The following is a 25389-nucleotide window of genomic DNA, read 5'->3' on the forward strand; positions in this document are numbered from 1 at the left end:
AAATATTTATAACACTAAGTTAATAGCATTGGTGTCCTCACCGACCGAAACTTGTGATTAAAACAATGATGGTCTGTGGAGATACAGACTATGGGTAAGTTTATAACCAAAGAAGTCAAGTTTTAAAAACTTGACTTCTTTTCCTAGTACAAAAACTTGATAGGTTTAGTCAATTAATATTCCGTACTCTCTAACCAGCCATTACAAAGCACATCGGCAATATGCATGGTTTTGATCGCGAGATTATTTTTATCAATATAGCCCTGGAGGTGTAAAAGGCAGGAAAGATCTGTTGAGATAATATAATCTGCCTGTTGCGCTAAAGCATGATTTACTTTTTGCTCGGCCATGGCTGATGAAATGGCATCGAATTTAACCGCAAATGTACCGCCAAAACCACAGCACATATCGGTATCCTCCATTTCGATCATTTCTAAACCATGTACTTTAGAAAGCAGTTGACGGGGTTCATCTTTAATTTTGCATTCGCGCAAAGCACTGCACGAATCGTGGTATACTGCTTTTCCTTCCAGTTCAGCCCCGAAATAATCTTTTCTGGCTACGTTCACCAGGAAATCAGAAAGTTCCCAGATGTTTGATTGTAAACTACGGCACTTGTTGTGCACAATGGTATTGGTAAACAGATCATTAAAACCACCTTTCACCATACCCACGCAAGATGCTGATGGGGCCACCACATAAGTATTTTCGGTAAAATCGTTCAGAAATTTTGTACCCACTTCTTTCGCTTCATCCCAATAACCTGCATTATAAGCCGGTTGTCCGCAACAGGTTTGTTTTGAATTATAGCTTACCTCACATCCCGATTTTTCCAATAACCTCAGCGTGTTAAAAGCGGTTTCGGGGTATAACTGATCTACAAAACAGGGAACAAATAATTCTACTTTCATCATATTCTAAACGACTGCAAACTTACAACTTTAGCGATTCTTTACGCTCGATTTTTCTTAATAACACTAAAAAGACTAATCCAACAATAAAAAATGATGCCAAAGCAATAATCGAGAAGCGAATATTTCCGGTTAAATCTTCAATATATGCAAAACTGAATAAGCCGATTACAATAGCCAGTTTTTCGGTTACATCATAAAAACTGAAAAATGAAGTGGTATCTTTTGTATCAACAGGCAGGTATTTAGAATAAGTAGAACGTGATAAAGACTGGATCCCGCCCATAATTAAACCTACTATTGCAGCTAATGAATAAAACTGATATTCATTGGTGATATAATAGCCATAAACACAACAGCCTATCCACACTAAAACAACCATAATCAATACGTTTACATTACCGATTTTTTTCGCAAGAAACGACATCAGCATCGCACCGGGGATGGCCACCAGCTGGATGATCAATATCACGGCAATGAGTTTCGCTGTGCCTAATTTTAAAGTTTTTTCGGCAAAACCTGCTGCTGCCAGCATAATCGTTTGTACTCCCATCGAGTAGAAAAAGAAAGAGAATAAAAATCCTTTCAGTTTATTGATCTGTTTTAACTGCCCCCATACTTTAGAAAGTTCACTAAAGCCATCTTTAAAAATATTAGTTTTTACTTTATCATTTTGCGGTGTTCCGTTTGGAAGTGCCTTAAATGGAATCTGCGAGAAACCGATCCACCATACACCAACCAGTAAAAAGGACAGTCGTGGCGGGAAAGATGCATCGGTAATGCCAAACCATTCCGGTTTTAATACAAATAAAAAGCAGATCAGTTGAAGCAAAACAGAACCAATGTATCCATAAGAAAATCCCTGTGCACTTACCCGGTCCTGGTGCTCTTCTGTCGCAATTTCCGGCAGGTAAGAATTACTGAACAATACACCGCCAATATAGCCCATGGCGGCCAGGGCAAACAAAATAATACTCATTTCGAGCGTGTCCAGTTTAAAGAAATACAACCCGATACAGGCTAAACCACCCATGTAGGTAAAGAATTTCATAAACGATTTCTTATTTCCCCTTCTGTCAGCAATAGACGAAAGCATTGGCAATGCAAAAGCCATGATCAGATAAGCGAATGATAAGGCGTAATTGGAAAGTGAAGTGTTGATGTATGTCCTGCCGAAAAATTGAACTTTATCACCGTGTTCTTTAGTAGTGGTAATAATGGTATAATAGGCAGGAAAAATAGTAGAAGTAATGACTAAGTTATAGGCTGAGTTTGCCCAATCGAAGAATGCCCACGAACGGATGGTTTTCTTATTGTTTTTTTCTATCATTTAGTTTTAAGGAGGTTAACTGGTTAATCGGTTAACTGGTTAATTATAGGCGGCTAAATAGTTCAATACAAAACTAATATTTTATTGCTAACTTGTTTCGTCATTTTTCTCAAATCTCAAATCTCAAATCTCACAACTAAATATAATACTTCTTCCCATCACTTTTGATCTTACCCGCATCTAATAATTCTCTTATTGCATCAATTCTTTCAGTTTCAGTACCATTTTTTATGTTTGTAACCAGATCATCAAGGCTTAAAGGTTGTTGCTGAAGCAGCGAAATAATTTCAAAGGCGATTTCTTCGCCCATCTGACTTTGGCTTTCAGCCCTTTTTTCGGCCAAACAAACATCACAAACGCCACATTTTACAGCATGATGCTCGTCAAAATAGTTGAGTAATTGAATGCTCCTGCAAACATTTGATGAGGTATAAGCTACCACTGCATTAATCTGCTTATGTAATATCTCTTTTCTTAAACCAAGATATTTAACATCAAGATCGAAATGATCCATATCCACCCGTGGTCTCACATACTGCAATTGCGGTTGATCGGTTTGCGGAATATAGGTAAGTAACTCGATGCTTTCCAATTTCTTAAGCAATGCGACGATATCCTTGTAGGAAAGTCCCGTTTTTTTGGCTAAATCGGCTTCATTGATCTTCACAAAACCATCAAAGGCACCGCCATGCGAACGCTGGATGGTTTTAATAATGCCATCATAAGCTTTGTTTTCGATCTGGAAACGATAAATATCTTCGTGGGCAGCAATAAACATCATCCTTGAGGGCAGAAAAACACTTTCGGATAAGGTAAGGTAGCCATCATGCTCTAAAAACTTTAGTGCAGAAAGGGTTTTAAGCACACTTATATTAAACCGTTTACAGAAGTCCGCGATATCGAAATTAAAGGTTAAACCTTCGCCGGCACCAAATGCCAGTTGAAAATAATTACCAAGGTAATGGTATACTTTTCTAATCTCCTCTGGAGAAGGAAAACTATCGAGGTAACGCGATTCTAAACCCAGTACATCAGATTGATTGGCCAACAGCACCGCGTAACTTCTTTTTTCATCACGCCCTGCCCTGCCGGCTTCCTGGTAATAGGCTTCCAGGCTTTCGGGCAGATCTAAATGTACCACGAACCTTACATCGGCTTTATCAATCCCCATTCCGAAGGCATTGGTAGCCACCATAATCCGGGTTTTATTGTTTTTCCATTCTTCCTGTTTTAAAAAACGCACATCACGCTCCAGTCCGGCATGGTAAAAATCGGCTTTTATCTGGTTTCTGTTGATGAAATTAGCTATTTCAGCTGTTTCTCTGCGGTTGCGTACATAAACCAGTCCCGTGCCCTTAACGTTCTGACAGATATCGATCAGCTTTTTATATTTATCTTCATTACCGAATACTACATAACTCAAATTATCGCGGGCGAAACTTTTAACAAAAACCTGAGGATCTTTCATTTCCAGTTTCTCGATAATATCTTTCCTTACAAATTCGGTAGCGGTAGCGGTAAGTGCCAATACCGGAACATTTGGAAGAATTTCGCGGAGTTTGGCAATCTGCTGGTAAGGCGGACGGAAATCATAACCCCATTGCGAAATACAATGTGCTTCATCAACCGCAATCAGGTTTACATTCATGTACGAAATACGCACACGGACTAAATCGGCCAATAAACGCTCGGGAGACAAATAAAGAAATTTAATTTTGCCGTAAATACAGTTATCAAGCAGGATATCAATTTCACGTTTCCCCATCCCCGCATAAATGGCAATCGCCTCAATCCCCTTTGATTTCAGGTTTTCTACCTGATCTTTCATCAGGGCAATTAATGGCGAAACTACAATACAAATACCCTCTTTAACCATTGCCGGCACCTGAAAACAGATCGATTTTCCTCCACCTGTAGGCAATAGCGCTAAACTGTCATTTCCTTCTAAAACCGAAGCAATAATATCCTGTTGTAGCGGCCTGAAAGCTTGGTGTCCCCAATATTTTTGTAAAATCTCTATTGCTGTCATAAATCGGCGGTATCAAAACTATACATTTAATCCAAAATCGCCACTTATTATTGTTAGAAATTGAAAAATCATCTTCAGAAAAGATTATTAACTTTGCCAAATAAGACAGGTTAGATGTTAGAAACACAGTTTACAGATAAAATTTTCTTCTTAACGCCGTCACCCTGAATTCATTTCAGGGTCTGTAAAGCAAGAGAGATGCTGAAATAAATCCGATAGCTATCGGATCAGCATGACGATCTGACTAAACTTCATTTATCAGATTGAAATATTAATTGAATTATCAAGACGCTCAGCAGTACTGAGGGAAATTGAAAATTGAACCTTTTTAATACTTTTTTAAAAGCCTAACAAAACTCTCAGCAGTGCTGAGACAATTACATTTCAATAAAAAACTACTTCAGAAAAAAATACACAAATTATTTAAATAACCATCCCGCATATAATGAAACACCTCTATTTCCTATCCGCTCTTTCCTTATTATTTTTCAGTTCTTATGCCCAGGAAAAGAAATGGGATATCGAAAAATATTTGGGTACCACTAAAAACTTCACTTTAAATACAGACGAAGGCACCTGGATGAACCTTGATGTAAGCGCCGACGGACAGGAAATTGTTTTTGATTTACTGGGCGATATTTACACAATGCCGATTACTGGTGGTATGGCGAAATTGATCAGTGGAGGTGTGGCCTGGGATGTACAGCCAAGGTTTAGCCCCAACGGAAAGTATATTTCTTATACCAGCGATAAAAGTGGTGGCGATAATATCTGGATCATGAATCGTGATGGTTCGGGCAAAAAACAAATTACCAAAGAGAGTTTCAGGTTATTGAACAATGCTACCTGGATGCCCAACAGCGAATATGTAGTGGCCCGAAAACATTTTACAGCCAGCCGGTCGTTAGGTGCCGGCGAGATGTGGATGTACAGTATAAATGGCGGTGATGGTGTGCAGTTAACTAAACGCAAAAACGATCAGCAGGATGCGGGTGAGCCGAACGTATCGCCAGATGGCAGGTATGTTTATTTTAGCGAAGATGTAAGTCCTGGGCCAAATTTTGAATACAGTAAAGATCCCAATGGAACTATTTATGCCATCCGTCAGCTGGATTTAACTACAGGAAAACTAAGTACTTTAATTAACGAACAGGGAGGCGCCTGCCGTCCGCAGGTTTCTCCCGACGGAAATATGATTGCTTTTGTAAAACGCGTAAGGTTAAAATCCACTTTATATGTGCAGAATCTTAAAACCGGTGAAGAATGGCCGGTAAACGAAGATTTATCACATGATCAGCAGGAAACCTGGGCCATTTTTGGCGTTTATCCTAATTTCGCATGGACACCCGACAGCAAAAGCATTGTTTTTTATGCCAGAGGGAAAATCAGAAAAACTGAAATCGGTACATTAATCAATACTACTATTCCCTTTCAGGCCAATACCATTCAAACCGTACAACAGGCTTTACATTTTGAGCAACAGGTTTTCAGCAATGAATTTTCAGCCAAAATGTTAAGACAATTAAGTACTTCCCCTGATGGAAAAACCATTGTTTTTAACGCAGCAGGATTTCTATATAAACAGGAATTACCTGCCGGAATAGCAGAAAGATTAACCAATGGTTTGGATTTCGAATTTGAACCTGCTTTTAGTCCGGATGGAAAATATGTGGTTTATACCACCTGGAGTGATGAATTACGCGGAGCTATAAAAAGAACCGATCTGAAATCTGGAAAAACGATCACTTTAAGTGATGAAAAAGGCTTTTACTATTCTCCTCAATATTCGACCAAGGGAGATAAAATTGTTTTTAGAAAAGGCAGTGGAAATGATGTTCTGGGTTATAACTATGGCCGTGGCACAGGTATTTTTATCATGCCCGCAAACGGAGGTGCCAAAACGCTGATTTCTGATAATGGAATCCGTCCACAATTTAACAACACCGATACACGCATTTATTTCCAGAGTTATGCCGATGGTAAAAAAGCTTTAAAAAGTATCGATTTAAACGGTGCAAATGAAAGAACGCATTTTACTTCCCAATATGCCAATCAGTTTGTCATCAGTCCGGATAATAAGTGGGTGGCATTTAACGAGCTTTTTAATGTATACATTACGCCGATGATCAATGTTGGTACCGCTCAGGATGCTTCTGCTGGGAATAAAGCCATTCCGGTTACTAAAGTGACTACAGATGGTGGAACCTATATCCAATGGAGTGCCGACAGTAAAAACCTGCACTGGACATTGGGACCAAAATATTTCACCATTGATGTAAACAGTGCTTTTAATTTTGATGGAAACACGCCAAAAACCGAAGCATCATCAATTGAAATCAATCTTGTTTTAAAATCTGATGTACCTACCGGAATTGTGGCCTTAAAAGGCGCCCGTATTATTTCGATGAAAGGCGATGAAGTAATAGAAAATGGAACCATTGTTACTGATGGCAATAAAATTACAGCAATTGGGAAATCGGATGCGGTAACCATCCCAGCCAATGCCAAAGTAATTGATGTAAACGGTAAAACCATTATGCCGGGTATTGTTGATGTACATGCACATTTGCGTACCAGTCCGGATGGGATAACGCCACAAAGTGACTGGAGTTACATGGCTAATTTAGCTTTTGGGGTAACCACCTCGCACGATCCATCGAGCAATACAGAAATGGTTTTTAGTCAGAGCGAAATGCTTAAAGCCGGCCGGATGATCGGTCCGAGGGTTTATTCTACAGGCTCTATTTTATATGGTGCAGATGGTGACTTTAAAGTGGTAATTAACAGTTTAGATGATGCTTTGGCTAATTTACGCAGGTTAAAAGCCGTTGGGGCATTTTCGGTAAAATCGTACAACCAACCACGAAGAGAACAGCGTCAGCAGATTTTGGAAGCCGCAAGGCAGTTAAAAATGGAAGTGGTGCCTGAAGGTGGCTCAACATTTTTCACCAATATGAATATGGTTGCCGATGGCCATACCGGAATTGAGCACAGTATACCTGTTTTACCGGTTTATAAAGATGTTACCACCCTATGGAACAATACCGAAGTGGGCTATACCCCTACTTTGATTGTGGCTTATGGCGGCCAGTGGGGCGAAAATTATTGGTACGACAGAACCAATGTTTGGGAGAATGAAAAATTAATGACTTACACTCCACGCTCTATAATAGATGCAAGGGCCAGACGCAGAACCACTTCTGAATATAGTGATTACAACCACATCGACATTGCAAAAGCGACCAAACAAATTGCAGATGGGGGCACAAAAGTGAATCTTGGCGCACATGGGCAAATTCAGGGATTAGGTGCACACTGGGAACTGTGGATGTTGGTACAGGGCGGTTTTAGTCCGTTACAGGCCATTAGGGCAGCTACATTGAACGGCGCAAGCTATTTGGGCATGAATAAGGAAATAGGTTCGTTAGAAGTAGGTAAACTGGCTGATATGATAATCATGGATGCCAATCCCTTGGATGATATCAGGAACTCTGAAAAAATCAAATATGTGATGATCAATGGCCGCCTTTACGATAGTGCAACTTTAAACGAAGTGGGTACAAGAGAAAAACTGCGTGGTAAACTATGGTTCGAAAATATCAGGGGAAATGGTTATATCATTCCTACAGGCGAATCAGAAACCTGGACATTTACTGTTCCGCATTGCGATTAATTTTTAGCATAATAATCTAATTTTAAGTAAATTTGATTTATGGAAACCGTACTACTACAGATCAACAATAATAAAGCATACCAAGTTCTTAAGGATTTGGAAGACTTGAATATTGTAAAGGTTTTAAAAAAAACAGTATCAACTGATAAAAAAAAATCAGCCCATGATTTTATAGGCCTTATTTCAAAGTCAGATATGGAGCTGATTGACAAAGCAATTGAAGAAGATTGTGAAAATATCGACTTAGATGGCTGGAAATAAGGTTTTATTAGATACCAATATCATTTCTGCTTTGTTTAAAGGTGATGTTACCATCGCCAATCATATTGATAAATCAGATGTATACCTGTCTTCAATTATTATTGGGGAACTATGTTACGGAGCAGAATATTCCACTAAAATTAAACAAAACATTGCCAATATTAAACAACTTATTTCAGCCTATAACATTTTAACCATTGATGATGAAACAGCACTTATCTACGGTAAAATAAAAGCTGATTTAAGAAGAAAAGGCACTCCTATACCTGAAAACGATATTTGGATCGCATCATCGGCAATACAGCACAAGCTTAAATTAAGCACCAGAGACAAGCACTTTCAGGAAATCACCGGATTAACGATATTGAACTGGTAAACTTAGGAAAGACTTTTTGAGCATATAAGACACATATCGCTTAAATCAAATATTCCTTATTTGCTCGAAATATAAAATACGGATTATTAAAGCCATGAGATATTGTATTGCATTAGTATTTCTTTGTTAATTGCTTAATACTTCGAAAGCACAAAACCTATAGCATCAAATAGGTAATTTAGATCACATCATATGAAACCAACTAAACTTTATACTATCGCCTCAGTTATTTTCTTAATATTAAGCATACTCGTCTTTTCGTACAGCGGATATTACATTCTGGGCATTCAAACGGTAAATCTTTTTCTTGCACTGATTGCAATGGCATACATCACTTCTTTTATTGCGGTGATGAAAGATCGTAAGTCTGTTATTGGCTGGTTATTGCTTGTTTTCAATTCAATTATAATAATCTGCATTATCTATTTCCTTACACATTTTAAAATGAAGATGTAGTGCTAATGTCCGGCGCGGATCATCATCTTTCCATACTAAACAGACCCTGAATCAAGTTCAGGGTGACGAGATGCGAGATGAAATTTATGTTCTTTACCCGAGCAATGCGAAATGGAGAGATCTATCAAGCTAGATTTCTCCGCTATGGTCGAAATGACGCCGCTCTGTGAAGTTTTGGTGACGGTTTCTGTCTACAAAACCAGCAAACCGTATTCTCTTAATGTATTAATGGGTTTCGAATACCAGAACAGTTCGAAGTTTTCCAGTTCCTGTTCAAAATCGGCTTTAACTTCCTGGAAAGTAAATACTTTCTCATTCGAGATCGAAATTTGATTTAAAATGGCCGCTAACCATTCACCTTCTTTTTTATTGGTTTGAATGGTAAAAGTTTCCTTTTTATCGTGGAAAGTTAGCGAAGCCATCTCCCAGGTATTTCCTTTTTTTGATTTGGTGAAATATTCGGCTGAGGCTTTCCCCCCTATCCAAACTACTTTTGCGGTTGCTTTGGTATTAAAATGATCGCCATCATTTAAAGCCTTTTCAATAAAGTCGGCTGGTATTTTGGTTCTCGGAATTTTAAAATCGAACCAATCCTGCAGTTCATAATCAAAACAGATACCATGCATAAAATTAAATAGCGATTTCTTTAAGCCATAGCTAAATTTATTATGATCAATCCCTGTTTTGTCGGTATAGTTGATATCGTTGTTGGCGAACGTTCCGATAGCTTCTGTATCTTTAACCACTCCGAATTTTTCGGGGTACATCCCTACGGGACTATGCGCCGTCATGGCAAACTGGTGCCAGAAACCCGATTGCAGTATGCCAACTTCAAACAACTGGCGCACCATTTCTAAACTATCAACCGTTTCCTGTATGGTTTGCGTAGGGTAACCGTACATTAAATAAGCGTGCACCATAATCCCCGCTTCGGTAAAATTACGGGTAACCCTGGCCACCTGTTCTACAGTAACACCTTTATCGATCAGTTTTAACAATCGGTCTGATGCCACTTCCAATCCGCCTGAAACCGCAATACAGCCTGATGCTTTAAGCAATAAACATAAATCCTGACTAAAACTCTTTTCAAAACGGATGTTTGTCCACCAGGTTACTGCCAGTTTCCTTCTGATAATTTCCAGAGCCACTTCCCGCATTAAGGCTGGTGGAGCAGCTTCATCAACAAAATGAAAACCATTCTGCCCGGTTTTGGCATATAAATCTTCAATACGGTCTACAATTAATCTGGCAGCTACGGGTTCGTAAACCTTAATGTAATCCAGCGAAATGTCGCAAAAAGTACATTTGCCCCAATAACATCCATGTGCCATGGTAAGTTTGTTCCAGCGTCCATCGCTCCACATGCGGTGCATGGGGTTTACAATTTCGATCACGGAGATGTATTTATCTAAAAGCAGTCCGGTATAATCCGGCGTACCCACATCAGCCTGTTTATAATTGTTCCTGAAAGCATCATTGCGGTAAACTACCTTACTATTTTCGAGCAAAAAAGTTCTTTTATAAAAATGGGCTTCAACCGGAACGGGATGTGTTATGTTATGATATAACAGTTCGATCGGCAATTCACCATCATCTAAAGTGATATAATCGAAAAACTCGAAAACACGCTCATCTGATAAAGATCTTAATTCGGTGTTCGGAAAGCCACCCCCCATAGAAATCTTAATTTCAGGATGATTGGCTTTTACCCACTGCGCGCAACGGAAAGCACTATATAAATTGCCCGGAAAAGGAACCGAAATTAAAAACAATTTAGGTTGTACGGTTTCAATTTTCTCTTTTAGTACTGAAAATAAGATATGATCGATATAGGTAGGCTCTTTTAATAAATTATCATACAATTCGTCAAAAGAGTTTGCACTTCTGCCCAAACGCTCTGCATATCGGCTAAAACCGAAATTCTCATCGATACATTCTACAATGTAATCGGATATGTCTTCAAGATAAAGTGTTGCCAGATGTTTTGCCTTATCTTGTGTACCCATGGCCCCAAAAGCCCAGTCTAACTCTTCTAATTGCGAAAAACGAGAAGCCTGGGGCAAAAAATCGTCGCTACAAATCTGCAAAGCTAAAGTTGGATTTTTCCCTTGCAAAAAGGCGATTACGGCATCGATGGTTTTTAAATATTCATCCTGTAAAGCAAAAATACGTTTAGCATTATCGCTTTTAGGTTTTTGAATGTCGACACTTCGATTCAGATCAGTGTGACTGAATAAATCCTGTAATCCTTTTTTAGAAAAAAGTTCTAAAATAACCTCAATACCCAGGTCGGCCTGTGTAGAGCTGATATTTTTGGTATTCAGAAAACCTTTTATATACGCCGTTGCTGGATATGGGGTATTCAGTTGAGTAAATGGCGGCGTAATGGCAAAGATTTCGGTTTTCAAAAGAAATTATTTTTTTCTGCAAAAGTACGGGAATTTTGGAAGTTTGAGGGTGTGATTTTAACACTATTGCATTGGTCATTTGCAACCCAAATATAATCTTCCGTGTTTTCTGTGCATCCGTGGCTATTAAGCAGTATACAAACTAAAAACCCAAACCAAACGTTTTAACCTTACATCAACACCATTTCTACCTGAATGAAGATCCTTTGCTTTTATTTCCTGATGCTTTCTGTACAGATTGGCTTTGCGCAAAAAACATTTACATTTCCGAAAATCAAATCACAAGGAGCTTCGATTGAGCAGTTTACACCAGCTAATTGGACTATAATTGATCAGGCTCAGGGCGATTTAAACAATGATGACTTAGCCGATTTAGCTGTAGTTTTTGAATACTCTAAACAAATTGATGAAACGCGCACTTATGGCGACAACAGCAGCGAAATTATCAAGGAAACGCAAAAACCGCGGATTTTAGCGTTATTTTTCAAGGATAAATCAGGCACATACACTTTATCAATCCAGAACAACGATTTTATCTTACGTTCAGAAGAAGGAGGTAAACTGGGTGATCCTTTACAACAAATAGCGATTAAAGATCAACAATTATACCTACGCTTTCAGGGCGGCGCAGAGTGGCGCTGGGAACTGGGTTATACTTTTAAATTTGAAAATAAAGATTGGTTTTTAACCAGTGCGGTTAATCTTTACTACAACCAGAACAATGGCGATATGACAGAAAGGGTTTACGATTTTAAACGGCGTGAGCTTTTTACCACGTATGGCAACCTGCATAACAGGGATATTGCCAACCAGCGCACCAGCGAGGTTTTGTTTTTCTCGCAGCTTAGAACCTTTAAAACATTTAAGAAGCCCTGGGCCTGGGAAATTATGCCGAATGTTTATTTGTAGGTGATTATGTTTGCACCAGCTTTAAGATTAGCTTTTAATAACAATAAAATTTGAGGTATAAATTCTCTTAAAGTTAAATAAGTATTATCAAACGCATTTAAAACTATTATTGGCAGCGTATATTTTGCAAAATTTTGTTGAAATTGAAGATTCTTATCAAAAGTAATTAATACCTGAAATTCAGCAGCAATCATTAACTGCAATAATTCGCCATTCTTAACTCCATTCCAACCCATATCGCGGACAGTGTAAATTTCATGCTCCTCAAAATGCTGTTTTAATCTTTTAGGTAGATTTTCATCAAGAAGCAATTTCATATATCTTATCTATATGATTAGAAGTTATCAATTTATTAGCAACTTCTAATATGCTGATTACCTGTTCTTTTGACACACTTGGAAAATCTTCCAGAAACTCATCAATGGTAATTCCTTTTTCTACATGAAAAAATAAGGTTTCGATAGGAACTCGAGTACCTGCAAAAACAGCTAAACCACCTAAAATGTCTGCATTTGTTGAGATAATATCTTTTAACGATTCCATAGCATACCAAATTTACTAAATTTAATCGTAAATTTTAGATATTGTACAAACCTCGCAGGTTTTAAAACCTGCGAGGTTTATTTTAACCTGCCCCAAAAGAACCACTATTTTAGGTTAAATAAACCTGATAGAACGGAAAGCCCGGAACGAAGCATGAGTGAGGACTTGGAGGGATAGCAGGACTGCGGTATCCTAAGTACTACAGCCGTTCATTTTCAAAAAGATATTCTAGACCACCTTAACAAACCTATCAGGTTTCGAAAACCTGATAGGTTTAGCAGAGTCTAAATATGCTGCGCTATTACAAAACCACTGGCCCAGGCCCATTGAAAATTATAACCGCCCAGCCAGCCTGTAACATCCAGGCATTCGCCGCCAAAAAACAGGTTCGGGATTTTTTTGCACTCCAGTGTTTTAGAAGAAATCTCATTGGTATCGATTCCGCCACGCATAACCTCGGCTTTATCGTAGCCTTTATCTCCTGCAGGTTTAACTTTAAAATGATGGATGGTTTGTTCTATTAAATCAATTTCAGTTTTTGTTAATGCTGCAACCGGTTTATTTAAAGGTAAAAACTTACCTAAAGCATCGGTAAACTTTTTGGTGTAAAAACGGTTCAACAAGGTTGATAATAAAGTTTTCCCATTGCTTTTACGCTCCTCATCCAATAATTGAAAAATATTTTGATGAGGCAATAAATTCAGATTAATGCTTTTGCCCCTTCTCCAAAAAGAAGAAATCTGCAAAATAGCCGGACCACTTAGTCCCCAATGCGTAAAAAGTATATTTTCTTCAAACGATATTTCTTCATTACTTACCTCACAAAAAACAGAATTCCCCGAAAGCTGAGCAAACCACTCCTCATCTTTTCCGGTAATGGTTAGAGGCACCAAAGCCGGGCCGGTTTCTACAATTTTTAGATCGTGCTTTCTGGCAAACCGTAAGGCAAAATCGGTAGCCCCCATTTTTGGGATCGGTAAACCGCCTGTTGCAATCACCAGCTTTTCGGCTGTTAAAATAACCGTTTTGCCATTTTTTTCGTAACTTACTTTAAAGCCCTCGGGTATTATATCAATTGTTTTTACATCAGCATTACACCTGATCTCCTGACCAAAATCTTCACAAATAGACGTAAAAACCTGCACCACATCTTTGGCATTTTTATCATCAGGAAATAATTGTCCCAAAGTTTTTTCTTTGCCTTCAATACCATAAGTTTCAAAAAAGCTTATGGTATCATCAACCGTCCACTGCGTAAAAGCTGATTTAATAAAATGCGGATTCGCTGATATAAACTGTTCAGCTGATGCGAATTGGTTGGTATAATTGCATCGGCCACCACCCGAAATCAGGATTTTGGCACCGGGTTTTTCATTTTTTTCGAGCACAATTACTTTCTTACCCAGATAGCCTGCCTGCACCGCACACATCAATCCGCAAGCACCTGCACCAATAATTATTGCATCAGCATTCATCAATAAAATTTATTATGGTTACTTTTGTGCAAAAATAGCATTATTTTCAAGCGCATGGCAAAACAGATTAGCGAATTAAAATTAGGTATTTTAGGCGGCGGACAATTGGGCAGAATGCTCATTCAACAGGCAATTAACTACAATGTAACCACACTGGTTTTAGATCCCGATCCGGATGCCCCCTGCAAACATATCTCAAATTATTTCGAAAATGGCTCAATCACCGATTTTGATACCGTTTATAACTTCGGGAAGAAAGCAGATATCATTACCATCGAAATTGAAAAAGTAAATATCGATGCGCTTGAGCAACTGGAAAAAGAAGGCAAAAAGGTATTTCCACAATCGAGGGTGATCCGTTTAATCCAGGATAAAGGTGTACAGAAACAGTTTTTTAAAGAAAACGATATCCCTACCTCTCCTTTCCAGATTGTAAATACTAAGGAAGATATGGAGAATAGTCCTTTCCATTTTCCATACATTTTAAAATTGAGAAAAGACGGTTATGATGGCAAGGGTGTAATGAAAATTAATAGTGCTGCTGATCTGGATAATGCATTTGATGCGCCCTGCATTATAGAAAAACTGGTAGATTTTGAAAAAGAAGTAGCTGTAATTGTGGCCCGTAATGCCAATGGTGATATGAAAACCTTCCCGATGGTAGAAATGGAATTTAATCCGGAAGCCAATCTGGTTGAGTTTCTGATTTCACCTTCAACATTTGCAGAAAGTTTACAGCACAAGGCAGAAAACATTGCTAAAAACATCGCTTCGGCAATGAATATTACAGGGATTTTAGCGGTTGAAATGTTTGTTTGTAAAGATGGCGAACTGTTGGTTAACGAAGTAGCTCCACGCCCGCACAACAGCGGCCACCAGACTATCGAAGGCAACTATGTTTCGCAGTTTGAGCAGCATTTACGATCAATTTATAACCTGCCCCTAGGCGATACCAGCAGCATTACCAATGCCATTATGATTAATCTGCTTGGCGAAAAAGGTTATGAAGGTGTGGCCAGATATGAAAACCTGGAGAAAATATTATCTATTGATGGCGTTTACGTTCACCTATATGGTAAAAAATATACCAAACCTTTCCGTAAAATGGGCCATGTTACCATTGTAGACATCGACAGGGAAAAAGCCATCGAAAAAGCCCGTTACGTACAAAAAACATTAAAAGTAATTGCATAGTCCCTTTACCATTAAAGGACATTAGATAGTTAAAAGAGAAATAAAATATAGATATGAGTCAGGAAAATTCAGGTTCGGCATTGGTTGGAATTATCATGGGAAGTAAATCAGACCTCCCTGTTATGCAGGATGCAGCTGATGTATTAAAAGAATTTGGAATAGATTACGAAATTACGGTGGTTTCGGCACACAGAACGCCAGAACGCATGTTTAATTATGCGAAGGAAGCACAAGGCCGAGGTTTAAAAGTAATTATTGCTGGTGCCGGTGGTGCTGCACATTTACCAGGTATGGTGGCTTCTATCACCACTTTACCTGTAATCGGTGTTCCGGTAAAATCATCAAACTCTATTGATGGCTGGGACAGTATTTTATCGATTTTGCAAATGCCAAATGGTATTCCTGTTGCCACAGTAGCTTTAAATGCCGCTAAAAATGCTGGCTTATTGGCCGCTCAGATTTTAGCAACAGCCGATGCTTCCTTAACAGTAAAAATGCAGGCTTACAAAGATGAGTTGAGAAGGAAAGTTGAGGAAAGTGCGGATAGTTTAGAGGCTTAAATCCTTAAACTAATCGTCATTGCGAGAAGGCTTTTTCAGCCGACGAAGCAATCTTACAACTATGGGTTATAGCGATCGTTGTAAGATTGCTTCGTCGTTCCTCCTCGCAATGACGAGCTTTTTTATTTAAGGCTGTCCATGGTAGCGGCTACTTTTACTCCATATCAATAATATCGCCTGGTTTGCAATTCAAAACTTTGCAGATGGCTTCTAAAGTATCAAACCTTACTCCTTTAGCCTTTCCTGTTTTTAATATGGAAAGGTTTACAATGGTTAAGCCAACCTTTTCAGAAAGTTCTGTTAAAGACATTTTCCGTTTGGCTAACATCACATCTAAATTAATAATTATAGGCATGGTTTAGATTTATACAAATGCTTCGTTTTCCTGTTTAATATCTACGCCAACCTTAAATGCAAGGCCAAATGCCAATAATACCAGGCCAATGAGCGTTTCAGTACCAAAAAAGCTTGCCCCATTGCTAATAACATAACCCGAATCGTTAAGTTTTAGCTTGGTGATGCAATTAATTAAAAATTCCTGTGTAATCCATCGTATACTCGGCAATAACATTAGTATCACACTGCTGTATATTATAATTGAAACATTCTTTCTCGTAAAAATTTCATCTTTGGTAAGTGATTTAAAAAAAAGTTTAACGAGCAGGATCAAAAGACCTATGCAAAGAAAATAGAAAAGATAAGCTAGCTGAAAAGTAATGGCTGAAAAAGAAAATAAGTCAGAATAAGATTTGAAGCGAAGAGATACTGATGACATTTTCGTTTCGCTCACCAAAAATCCCTTGTTAAACCAGTTATCTAACCCCTCGTTAATAGAAACTGCATTATTCTTTACCTTTTCTTCCGCTTTGACGTTGAATACAGTATACCATTTTATTCCCTTAGCGGCACTTGGTACACCTGAATTAAATATAGAAACCATTAGGATAACTATGTATAGAACTAGTGCAAAACCAGCAAATCTATTTAGCCACTTAATAACCTTACTTTCTGAGAGTTTCATAAATTACAAATTGAAATATGAAACAAACATAAAATAATATTTAAAATAAAACAATAATATTTTATCGTTTTATTTTAAATACTTACTGAGTGACTAGTAACTGCGTAATGAACCTGATTAATTCAAACTCGGATCCACCGGAAAATTACTGATATGGGCATATTTGGGGCCTAAGTTTACGATTACATCCCGCCATAGTTTTTCATCATCATTGCTGAAAATAAGCTCAGGATCAAATTTATCGCTCACCATCCAGGCATTTTGTTCAATTTCGCGGTCTAACTGACCTTTGTCCCAACCCGAATAACCCATAAAAAATTTCACTTCATCTGCATTAATGGCATTTGTATTTAAAAGAATTTTAAGGGTTTCAAAATTCCCTCCCCAGTACAATCCGTTCCCGATATCTTCTCCGCTTTGCAGTTTATCATAACAGCGGTGTATAAAATGTAAAGTATCTGCAGCAACAGGTCCGCCGAAATAAATATAGTTCTGTGCATCCCATAAATCCTGGATTACATCATTCAGGATCAGGTTTCCTACCTGGTTGAGAATATAACCTACGCTACCATCATTGCCGTGTTCGGTTAAGAGCACAACAGATCTTTTAAAATTTGGATCAGCCATAAATGGTTCTGAAATGAGCAAACGGCCGGTTTTGGGTTTTATATTGTTCAGCATGATGATAATCATTTGTTACACCATAAAAGATGCCTATTTTTGTTAAATGCAAGTTACAAATGAATTTCTACAAAACCTGCGCCAAGATTACAAAAGCGCTTCGCTGGATGAATCTGACGTTGATCAAGACCCGATTGTCCAGTTTAAAAAGTGGTTTGAGCACGCAGTTGATGCACAGATATACGAACCCAATGTAATGACTTTGGCAACGGCCGATAAAGCAGGCCGACCAGATGCCCGCATTGTATTGTTAAAAGGTGTGGATACAGATGGTTTCAGGTTTTTCACCAATTACCTGAGCGCCAAGGGAAAAGAACTAAAACGCAATCCCTACGCTGCATTGGTATTTTTCTGGCCAGAGCTTGAAAGACAGGTTAGAATTGAAGGCACTGTAGAAAAACTGGATAAAGAAACATCTGAGGCTTATTTCAACACACGGCCAATCGCCAGTCAGATTGGAGCAGTAGTTTCGCCACAAAGCCAGATCATCCCGAACAGAACTTTTTTGGAAGAAAAAGTGGAAGATTTAAAAGCTAAAAGTGGTGATAAAAGTGTAGTTAAACCTGCACATTGGGGCGGTTACATCGTAAAACCGACAAGGATAGAGTTTTGGCAAGGCAGAAGAAGCAGGCTGCACGATCGGATCAATTTTGAATTGGTAAAAGGTAGCTGGATCAAAACCAGATTAGCGCCATAAATGGCTTATAAAAATAAATAGAGATCGGCTATCCAGCAAGATCTCTATTTTAACTAATCATTAACTAACCTAAATTTACTAGGAAGTACCTTTATTAAAACGTCTTCATTTTTTGTTAGATGCCGACGATAATTTTCTATGTTTTATAAGCAAATCATTTGCTCTTTTGTTTTTCCTGATAGATCAAATGTCCTTAAAAAAGACATTAAAATGAAGCAGGTATCGATGAATAAATGCTTTGTATCGACTAAAAAAAACACTACATTTTTTAACATTTTATTTAACAAATTTTAACTATATATTTTTGTTAATCAGCACTTTGAGCGCTAAATAATAAGTAAAAATTAAATAAAAAAACTTCTTCTCTACATACAACCTGTCAGCTTGAAGAATAATTTATTGTATAAAACTCAAATATGAGCGACAGAGAAGTTAGTGCATATGTCTACAAAAAATACAGTCATTTCGAGCGGAGTGCTACGCAGTCGAGAACCACGAAGTGCTCAGCGAAGCTAAATCTGTCTCGAGGTAGATCTCTCCTCTTCGCTTTGCTCCGGAGATGACGAATTTTCTATTAGAGTCTGCCTACGTCAGCTTGTCGAAGGCCTTATATAAAATCAACTTATTTAAGGCGTTTCGACAAGCTCAACGTGACAAACAGAAGGAGTTATTTATTTAAATTAAAGTTATTTCAAAACTTCTATCTCGCACTTGCATACTTAATCACCAAAGTCATATCCCTGGTAGTGCTGGTAGGATTCCATCTAAAATTCAATGTAAATGTTTTGGTAGCTGGATCGTACTTATTAACTGCACCTGCTAAATTTGCCAGTGTGGTATTTCCCAGCGCCGTCATGGTTACTAAATTTGTTGCAGGATCTACCGTAGCCCGTAAATTATCAATACCAGAAACGCTTGAAGTTCCACCAGCCCACCTTAAATTGGTAATTTCTACCGTTGTTGCACTAACTGTACTTAAAGTTAGATTGGGGTTACCGGCTAAACTTCCGCTTAAAGCGTCATTGGCGGGCACACCTGGCGCGGTATATCGGGTTACACTGCTTCCTGCACCAACAGTGTAAATTCCGTCGTAAACATTTTTGGCATTAATTTTAAATAAACCACTGCCATAATTACCACTCACCGTACCCGCTGAAGTAGATTTAACTACAACACCTAAAGCGTAACTTTTGCTAAAATCGAAAGCACTGGTTTTAAGTTTGATGTGGAATATTCCCTGTTTTTGTCCTTTTGGTATAGTAACCGTATAAGACGGAACCGTGTATAAACTTGCATCTAAGCTGGTTAAAACTGCAGTTGACGTAGACATTGCGCTAACAATTGTGGGGTCGAGCCCTAAAGTAACCGTTACATCTTCCGGAGCACCATCTACACCTGTATAGTTGATCAGGATTGGACAATCAACCTCAGTTACCGCATCAAAAGATTTAGTTACCGAAGCATAAGCAGTAGAACTCGTTCTTGAAGGAAGATCGGCCAGCTCTACAATACCGTTCGAACCATTTTCGGCAAAAATGCCATCCTGCTTGGTGCATGATGAAAAGCCGATTGCAATGGCCAGTAACGCAAGGCCAATTTTTTTATAATTTTTCATATCTATTTTCATTATCTAAAAACTAATTGGTGTTAACATCCCAGAAAATTTTCGAAGTGTAGGCGCTCAATCCTGTCGGAACATTTGGATTTAAGTTATACTCTGTAGTAGGGTATAAATTTCGTACAGGTAAACGATCTGTTGTAGTTGCCGACGACTGTAAAGAAACAAATGTTGTGGTTGCCCCTGTTCCGGATATGGCCGGGTAACCTGTTCTTTTGTATTCCTGCCAGGCTTCAAAACCATTTACAAAATTGAGGGCAATATATTTTTGCGTAATAATGGCTTCTAAACGTTGTGCATTTGTAGTTGCCAAACTGTAATTTACCAGGTAGCTACTGGCGTTCGCTGTTTTATAAGCAGTAAGATAAGCGTCTAAAACAGTACTTGAAGCCGATGTTGTGGTTGTACCTGATTTTTGCAGGTAATTATAAGATGCCCTGATGCCGTTATCGAAATTAGTTGCTGCATCGCCCGATAAAGTGTGACCTTTCAATGCTGCCTCAGCCAGTAAGAAATAGGTTTCTGCAGCAGGCATAATCAATTGTCCCATTACCCTGCTTTTAATGATACCCTGAGCTGCCGGTGCACTTAAAGCTGTTCCAACACCGATGTACCATGCCGGGTATCCCGAAATCCACGAAGGCACATTACTTTCATTACCCAACTGGTTGGTAGGCGTAGTATTGGCGGCAAAATTTTTATAAATCAGCGCGCCGCGCGTTGCATCACTTAGTTTTGTTCCGTTATAGAATGAAAAAATCCATTTTGTAGGGATCTGCTGTGCTGCATAAGCGCCATTACTACCAGTGTAAGAAGAATGATAGGTATTCCATAGTGGATTTTGACGTGCACTGGTACTTACATAACCCGGATCGATCAATACATCACTGGTCAAAAAACCTTCTGATGAAAAAGTACCGAATGCGGTAGCTGCAAAGGAAGCCAAAGGGCCATCCTGTGCACGGGTTAAAATGCGGAGTTTAATATTATTTGCAAACTGAATCCATTTGGTAACATCTCCACCAAACATTACATCGGCAGAACCTAACGCTTTTACTACGGTACTTGTACCATTTGCTTTAAGCTGAACAATTGCGGCGTCGATTTCAGATACCAATGATTTATAGATTGTTGCGGCATCATCATAATGCGGGGTAAGGTTATCTGTACCAGCTAAACCTTCGGTATAGGGCACATTGCCATATTCATCAACCAGAATCTGATAATAGTACGATTTCATAATCCTGGCCACTGAATTAAACAGTACATATTTGTTTACGCCAGAAGTTGAAGTAATGATATACTGGAAACTTCTTAAATCAGTGAAAGCGCTGTTAAAAAGCCCGTTGTTTGTGCCTGAATTCCAGTTATAGGTAAAGAAAGTCGATCCTGAGAAAGAGTATCCACCCGCATTGGCCTGATAACCCGCCATCCATGCACCATAATTAAAATAAGTAATAAAATTCGATGCCGTATTATTTAATGTGGCCGGCAAAACCAGTTCCGGAGACGAAGAGGTAGCCGAGTTGGTATTGCTATTGATATCCAGATATTCTTTTTTACAGCCCGGCGCAGCAAAAATGATGGTTAAAAGGACAGTTAGTTTTAAAAATCTTTTCATAATTCTTGCCATTAAAAAGTTAATGATATAGTTCCACCATAGTATCTTGTTGGAGGCGTTTGCGATAAGGAAGTAATACCAACAGCATTACTGTCAGATCCGTTATTGCTGTAATCAGGATCAGCATATTCGTTCGATTTTGGTAGCCAGATAAACAGGTTTCTGCCCTGCGCACTGATGGTGGCCGATTTAATGAACTTTACATTCCTTAATAGCGATGATGGAAGTTTGTAAGCTAATGCAAGCTCCCTCAATTTCCAGTAGTTACCCGAATACACATAATTGCTCGTTACGCCTGAATATAAACTGCTGCTGGTCCAAAAACCCGCTCCACCATCTGATACGGTAACGCTGTTATTGGCAACATAAGTTCCGCTTGTAGCGTCGTAATACGATGAATTAGGGAATACAAATTTCTCCCTGTTATAATACGCGCTTCTGGCTGATGATCCCGAAAAATCGTATGTTGAGCCTGCAGTACTGTATTGTACATAGTTAGACCTGTATTCAAACAATCCGGAAAACGTTAAGCCTTTATAGGTTAATTGAAAATCCAATCCTAATCTGTTTTTAGGGATGGTATTACCTAAAATATTACCATTTGTTGTTCCTACCGGATAACCCGTGTTTTTATCAACCACTACCCTGCCTTCCGGATCGCGGATATAATCTGATCCGATAATTACCGGATAAACCGCCCCAATCTGACCGAAAATAGTTGAGCTGTTGCTTACCCCGATACGGGTTAAATCGTTCGATAATGAAACCAGTTTGTTATTGTTGTAAGTGTAATTACCACCAACGGTTAATTTCCAGTCGCCTTTTCTGATCGGCGTAAAATGTAAGGCCGTTTCCAAACCCTCGTTAGTCAGTTCGCCTGTATTTAAGAGGTAATAACTATAACCAGTAGTGATAGGCACACCGGCTGTAATGGCCTGCCCGGTTGAGCTGGTATTGTAATATGTTACAGTACCATCAATTAAACCTTTAAATAACCTAAAATCTACACCACCTTCATAACCCGTAGTAATCTCAGGCTTTAAATTGTTCGAAACCAGGGTATTGTTTGGTGTGTATCCGGTACCATAGCCATAACCAGTTTGCGAATCGAAGGTAGATTGCAGCGAATAAGCACCACCATTTGTGGTATTACCTACGTTAACGTTACCTACTTTTGAAACACCTGCCCTGATTTTCAGGTAATCTAAAACCTTACTGTTTTTCAGGAAGCTAAAAGCATCCGTGGGGATGAATGAAACATCGGCCGCAGGATAGAAAAACGACCTGTTGGCCGGCGCAAGCACCGAAACCCAATCGTTCCTGCCTGTTAAGTGCAGGTAAAGGTATTTTTTATAACCGACCGTTACATCGGCCCATACGCCATACTGGCGGGTATTGTAATTGGCTTCGCCGGCAGATGGTGTTCCGGTAATGTTTCCTAAATTATAAAGCTCAGCTACCTGCAAACCACTTCCTGAAGCATTCAGGTCTTTATAGATATAACTTTTTAATGATGTACCGAGTAAAGCATTGAATGAGAAATCTTTCACGTCTTTTTTAATGTTCGCAAAAAAATCAGTGCTAAAATTGCTTGTGTTCAGCATTTCATCGCTTACACCGCTGCTTTGATTGGTTTTAGCCGAATGATCTAAACTATATTGCGTGTAATTATAACCTGTAGTGCTGTTCTTATTCCTGTAATAGCGGTTGGTAATGGCCGCCCTATAGGTAAAATCCAACCAGTCGGCTGCTTTATATTTCAGTTCGAGTAAACCCGTTAAATAATCATTTGTGGTATTCTGTCTGTAATTATCGATAGACCAGTAAGGATTTTTATAATAATCGTTATAATAACTATCGGGATTACCCCAGCCAGTAGGATCCTGCCAGTTAGAATACGATAACAAAGGAATCTGGGCAGGTGTATTTAACAGGTTATCATAAACAGTAGAAGTTGCACTGGTAATATCATACTTGTTCTGTGTATAACTCGCATTATAATTTGCGCTAAACCTATCGGTAAATTTTCGTGTGCCGTTAAACCTGATGGCTGCCCTTGTATATTTATCTTTTGGAGTAGTACCGGATCCATCAAGGTACTGTGCCGATAAATAACTCGATGATTTATCATCTGCTGAGGAAATAGAAAAATCGGTTTGATTAGACACCCCAGTTTTCCAGAAATTGTATTTATCATCAGTAGCCGAATAAGTAGCATATTGCTGGGCACCACTTTCGGTTACACGGCCAATTGGCCTTAATGTACCATCAAAAGCAGGTCCGTATTGTTGATTCTCGATAGGATCATAAACCTGTGCTCCGGAAGTTGAGCCTGATCCAAAACGGTTCTGCAATAAGGGATAATAACTCACCTGCTCCAATACAGTGGTATTCGCCACCTTAATCACCGGTGTACCAACTTTACCTTTTTTGGTCGTGATGATCAATGCACCGTTTGATGCGTCAGAACCATAAAGTGCAGCTCCGCTTGCTCCGTTCAGTACGGTAATGTCTTCGATATCATCAGGATTCATGTTTCCTAAAATTGCATTCGGCACCACAGCGCCATCCAATACAATTAAAGCCTGGTTATTACCCGTAATGGAGCGGTTACCCCTTAATACTAAACGGTAACTTGGATTTACACCGCTGCCAACCGCATTGATCTGTAAACCTGCTACCTTACCCACCAAACCACCTGCAATGGTTGGCGATTTACCTGCAGTTAACGATTCACCATCAACCCTGGTTGATGCATAACCTTGCTCCCTGGCGGTTCTTTTAATACCTCCTGCAGCAACTACAACTTCATCCAGACTGTTTACATCAGATTCTAAAGTAACATCAATGTTTTTCCCATTAACATTCTGTTCTCTTGTTTTGTAGCCAACGAAGGTAAAAATCAGTATCTGGCTACCAGATGATACTTTGATGGAATAAGCTCCATTGGCGCCTGTGGTTACGCCGTTGTTTGTTCCTTTCACTTTTACACTTACCCCGGGAATCGGTAATCCGTCTTCTTTGGCCGATACCACCCCCGTAACTGTTCGCTCTTGCGCCGAAACCCTGGTTACCAGCAGAACAATAAAGAACAACAAACATTTTAGTAGTTTTCTTTTCATTTACATTTTTAGTTTAATAAGTTAATAATGTGTCTGAAAAATTAATCACAACAAGAACCGCAACAGCGCCCGAAGCCCTGTTTCAATTAAAACCTGTAAAATGATTAGTTAAATTTATCACCACGCGGAAATTTGAGAGGGTTCCGGTCTGTTACGAACAAATGCGATGATTAATAATTCAGCCTCTAATAAAAAGGAATTGAAATAACTAAGAATTTAAGAAACGATAAACCAATATTTTGTATCGATAAACAACTTTAACAATGTTAAATGACATTTTTTAACTAAAATTTCGATATTATTTGTTAATAGAGCTATTTTTCACCTAAAAAAATACCTAATTATCATTAAACACAATGGAAATACTAAAAAAAATTAAAATATTTCTCAACTATTCAAGGCTTGAATACATAATGAGCAAAAAAAAAATGACTACCACATGCGTATAAAACCCAAAATATATGATGGGCCCCATCGTGATATAACAGAAAGGTTATTCATCAA

At 38.7% G+C, this 25389-nt stretch carries 20 protein-coding genes; 7 read left to right on the top strand and 13 right to left on the bottom strand.

The genetic code is table 11. From position 1 onward, the window contains the following. Window positions 1–173: 173 nt before the first annotated feature. The 3 genes from DRW42_RS22035 to DRW42_RS22045 all read right to left on the bottom strand — a co-directional run bounded on the left by DRW42_RS22035 (window position 174) and on the right by DRW42_RS22045 (window position 4270). The gene (locus DRW42_RS22035) at window positions 174–911 is read right to left on the bottom strand and encodes a (Fe-S)-binding protein (protein ID WP_113951037.1); all 738 of its coding nucleotides are present in this window, start codon (window positions 909–911) and stop codon (window positions 174–176) included. A gap of 22 nt (window positions 912–933) precedes the next feature. After that, complete coding sequence (locus DRW42_RS22040) at window positions 934–2241, bottom strand: MFS transporter (RefSeq protein ID WP_113951038.1); 1308 nt, start codon at window positions 2239–2241, stop codon at window positions 934–936. A gap of 136 nt (window positions 2242–2377) precedes the next feature. After that, window positions 2378–4270, bottom strand: coding sequence for a RecQ family ATP-dependent DNA helicase (locus DRW42_RS22045; RefSeq protein WP_113951039.1), 1893 nt, complete (start codon window positions 4268–4270; stop codon window positions 2378–2380). A gap of 445 nt (window positions 4271–4715) precedes the next feature. Here DRW42_RS22045 and DRW42_RS22050 point away from each other — a divergent pair, with 445 nt between their 5' ends. Genes DRW42_RS22050 through DRW42_RS22060 form a run of 3 tightly spaced genes read left to right on the top strand, consistent with a single transcriptional unit; the run spans window position 4716 to window position 8580 of the window. After that, complete coding sequence (locus DRW42_RS22050; RefSeq protein ID WP_167437825.1) at window positions 4716–7943, top strand: amidohydrolase family protein; 3228 nt, start codon at window positions 4716–4718, stop codon at window positions 7941–7943. A gap of 39 nt (window positions 7944–7982) precedes the next feature. After that, on the top strand, window positions 7983–8204 hold the full coding sequence (locus DRW42_RS22055; protein WP_113951040.1) for a hypothetical protein: 222 nt from the start codon (window positions 7983–7985) through the stop codon (window positions 8202–8204). Continuing rightward, on the top strand, window positions 8191–8580 hold the full coding sequence (locus tag DRW42_RS22060; RefSeq protein ID WP_113951041.1) for a type II toxin-antitoxin system VapC family toxin: 390 nt from the start codon (window positions 8191–8193) through the stop codon (window positions 8578–8580). Before DRW42_RS22055 ends, DRW42_RS22060 begins: the two co-directional genes overlap by 14 nt. A gap of 647 nt (window positions 8581–9227) precedes the next feature. Here DRW42_RS22060 and DRW42_RS22070 read toward each other — a convergent pair. Then, window positions 9228–11444, bottom strand: coding sequence for a B12-binding domain-containing radical SAM protein (locus DRW42_RS22070; protein ID WP_113951043.1), 2217 nt, complete (start codon window positions 11442–11444; stop codon window positions 9228–9230). Between the two features lie 195 nt (window positions 11445–11639). On the opposite strand from DRW42_RS22070, the gene DRW42_RS22075 reads away from it, so the two are divergent. Then, window positions 11640–12353, top strand: coding sequence for a hypothetical protein (locus DRW42_RS22075; protein WP_113951044.1), 714 nt, complete (start codon window positions 11640–11642; stop codon window positions 12351–12353). Here the strand turns inward: DRW42_RS22075 and DRW42_RS22080 are convergent. The 3 genes from DRW42_RS22080 to DRW42_RS22090 form a co-directional block, all read right to left on the bottom strand. Continuing rightward, a complete protein-coding gene (locus tag DRW42_RS22080) occupies window positions 12344–12670 on the bottom strand; it encodes a DUF5615 family PIN-like protein (protein ID WP_113951045.1) in 327 nt (108 codons plus the stop codon). The genes DRW42_RS22075 and DRW42_RS22080 overlap by 10 nt on opposite strands. Further along, window positions 12654–12896 (bottom strand): DUF433 domain-containing protein, encoded by a 243-nt coding sequence (locus tag DRW42_RS22085; RefSeq protein ID WP_113951046.1) that lies wholly within the window; start codon window positions 12894–12896, stop codon window positions 12654–12656. The genes DRW42_RS22080 and DRW42_RS22085 overlap by 17 nt, the downstream gene beginning before the upstream one ends. A gap of 284 nt (window positions 12897–13180) precedes the next feature. Further along, window positions 13181–14371, bottom strand: a complete 1191-nt coding sequence (locus DRW42_RS22090; RefSeq protein ID WP_113951047.1) for a BaiN/RdsA family NAD(P)/FAD-dependent oxidoreductase — start codon at window positions 14369–14371, stop codon at window positions 13181–13183. A gap of 54 nt (window positions 14372–14425) precedes the next feature. Between DRW42_RS22090 and DRW42_RS22095 the strand changes: the two genes are divergently transcribed. Both DRW42_RS22095 and purE read left to right on the top strand, forming a co-directional pair. Next, window positions 14426–15565, top strand: a complete 1140-nt coding sequence (locus DRW42_RS22095; RefSeq protein WP_113951048.1) for a 5-(carboxyamino)imidazole ribonucleotide synthase — start codon at window positions 14426–14428, stop codon at window positions 15563–15565. 53 nt (window positions 15566–15618) lie between these two features. Continuing rightward, complete coding sequence (purE, locus tag DRW42_RS22100; protein WP_113951049.1) at window positions 15619–16125, top strand: 5-(carboxyamino)imidazole ribonucleotide mutase; 507 nt, start codon at window positions 15619–15621, stop codon at window positions 16123–16125. Between the two features lie 154 nt (window positions 16126–16279). Here the strand turns inward: purE and DRW42_RS22105 are convergent, their stop codons facing one another. From DRW42_RS22105 to DRW42_RS22115, 3 genes are all read right to left on the bottom strand, one after another. Next, the gene (locus tag DRW42_RS22105) at window positions 16280–16480 is read right to left on the bottom strand and encodes a helix-turn-helix domain-containing protein (RefSeq protein ID WP_113951050.1); all 201 of its coding nucleotides are present in this window, start codon (window positions 16478–16480) and stop codon (window positions 16280–16282) included. Window positions 16481–16489: 9 nt separating this feature from the next. After that, window positions 16490–17146 (bottom strand): DUF2975 domain-containing protein, encoded by a 657-nt coding sequence (locus DRW42_RS22110; protein ID WP_113951051.1) that lies wholly within the window; start codon window positions 17144–17146, stop codon window positions 16490–16492. A 117-nt stretch (window positions 17147–17263) separates the two neighbouring features. After that, window positions 17264–17827, bottom strand: a complete 564-nt coding sequence (locus tag DRW42_RS22115; RefSeq protein WP_113951130.1) for a YqgE/AlgH family protein — start codon at window positions 17825–17827, stop codon at window positions 17264–17266. Window positions 17828–17873: 46 nt separating this feature from the next. On the opposite strand from DRW42_RS22115, the gene pdxH reads away from it, so the two are divergent. Then, the gene (gene pdxH / locus DRW42_RS22120; protein WP_113951052.1) at window positions 17874–18524 is read left to right on the top strand and encodes a pyridoxamine 5'-phosphate oxidase; all 651 of its coding nucleotides are present in this window, start codon (window positions 17874–17876) and stop codon (window positions 18522–18524) included. Between the two features lie 700 nt (window positions 18525–19224). Here the strand turns inward: pdxH and DRW42_RS22125 are convergent. From DRW42_RS22125 to DRW42_RS22135, 3 genes are read right to left on the bottom strand one after another with little or no spacing between them, the layout of a single operon-like run. Continuing rightward, the gene (locus DRW42_RS22125) at window positions 19225–20139 is read right to left on the bottom strand and encodes a DUF1735 domain-containing protein (protein WP_158544382.1); all 915 of its coding nucleotides are present in this window, start codon (window positions 20137–20139) and stop codon (window positions 19225–19227) included. A gap of 22 nt (window positions 20140–20161) precedes the next feature. Next, window positions 20162–21763 carry a SusD/RagB family nutrient-binding outer membrane lipoprotein gene (locus tag DRW42_RS22130; protein ID WP_244215350.1) on the bottom strand — a complete coding sequence of 534 codons (1602 nt, stop codon included), beginning with the start codon at window positions 21761–21763 and terminating at the stop codon, window positions 20162–20164. 11 nt (window positions 21764–21774) lie between these two features. Then, entirely contained in the window at window positions 21775–24885 is a 3111-nt protein-coding gene (locus DRW42_RS22135) for a SusC/RagA family TonB-linked outer membrane protein (protein WP_113951055.1), read from the bottom strand. Window positions 24886–25389 lie beyond the last annotated feature (504 nt).

Source organism: Pedobacter miscanthi, from assembly GCF_003315595.1.
Taxonomy (GTDB): domain Bacteria; phylum Bacteroidota; class Bacteroidia; order Sphingobacteriales; family Sphingobacteriaceae; genus Pedobacter; species Pedobacter miscanthi.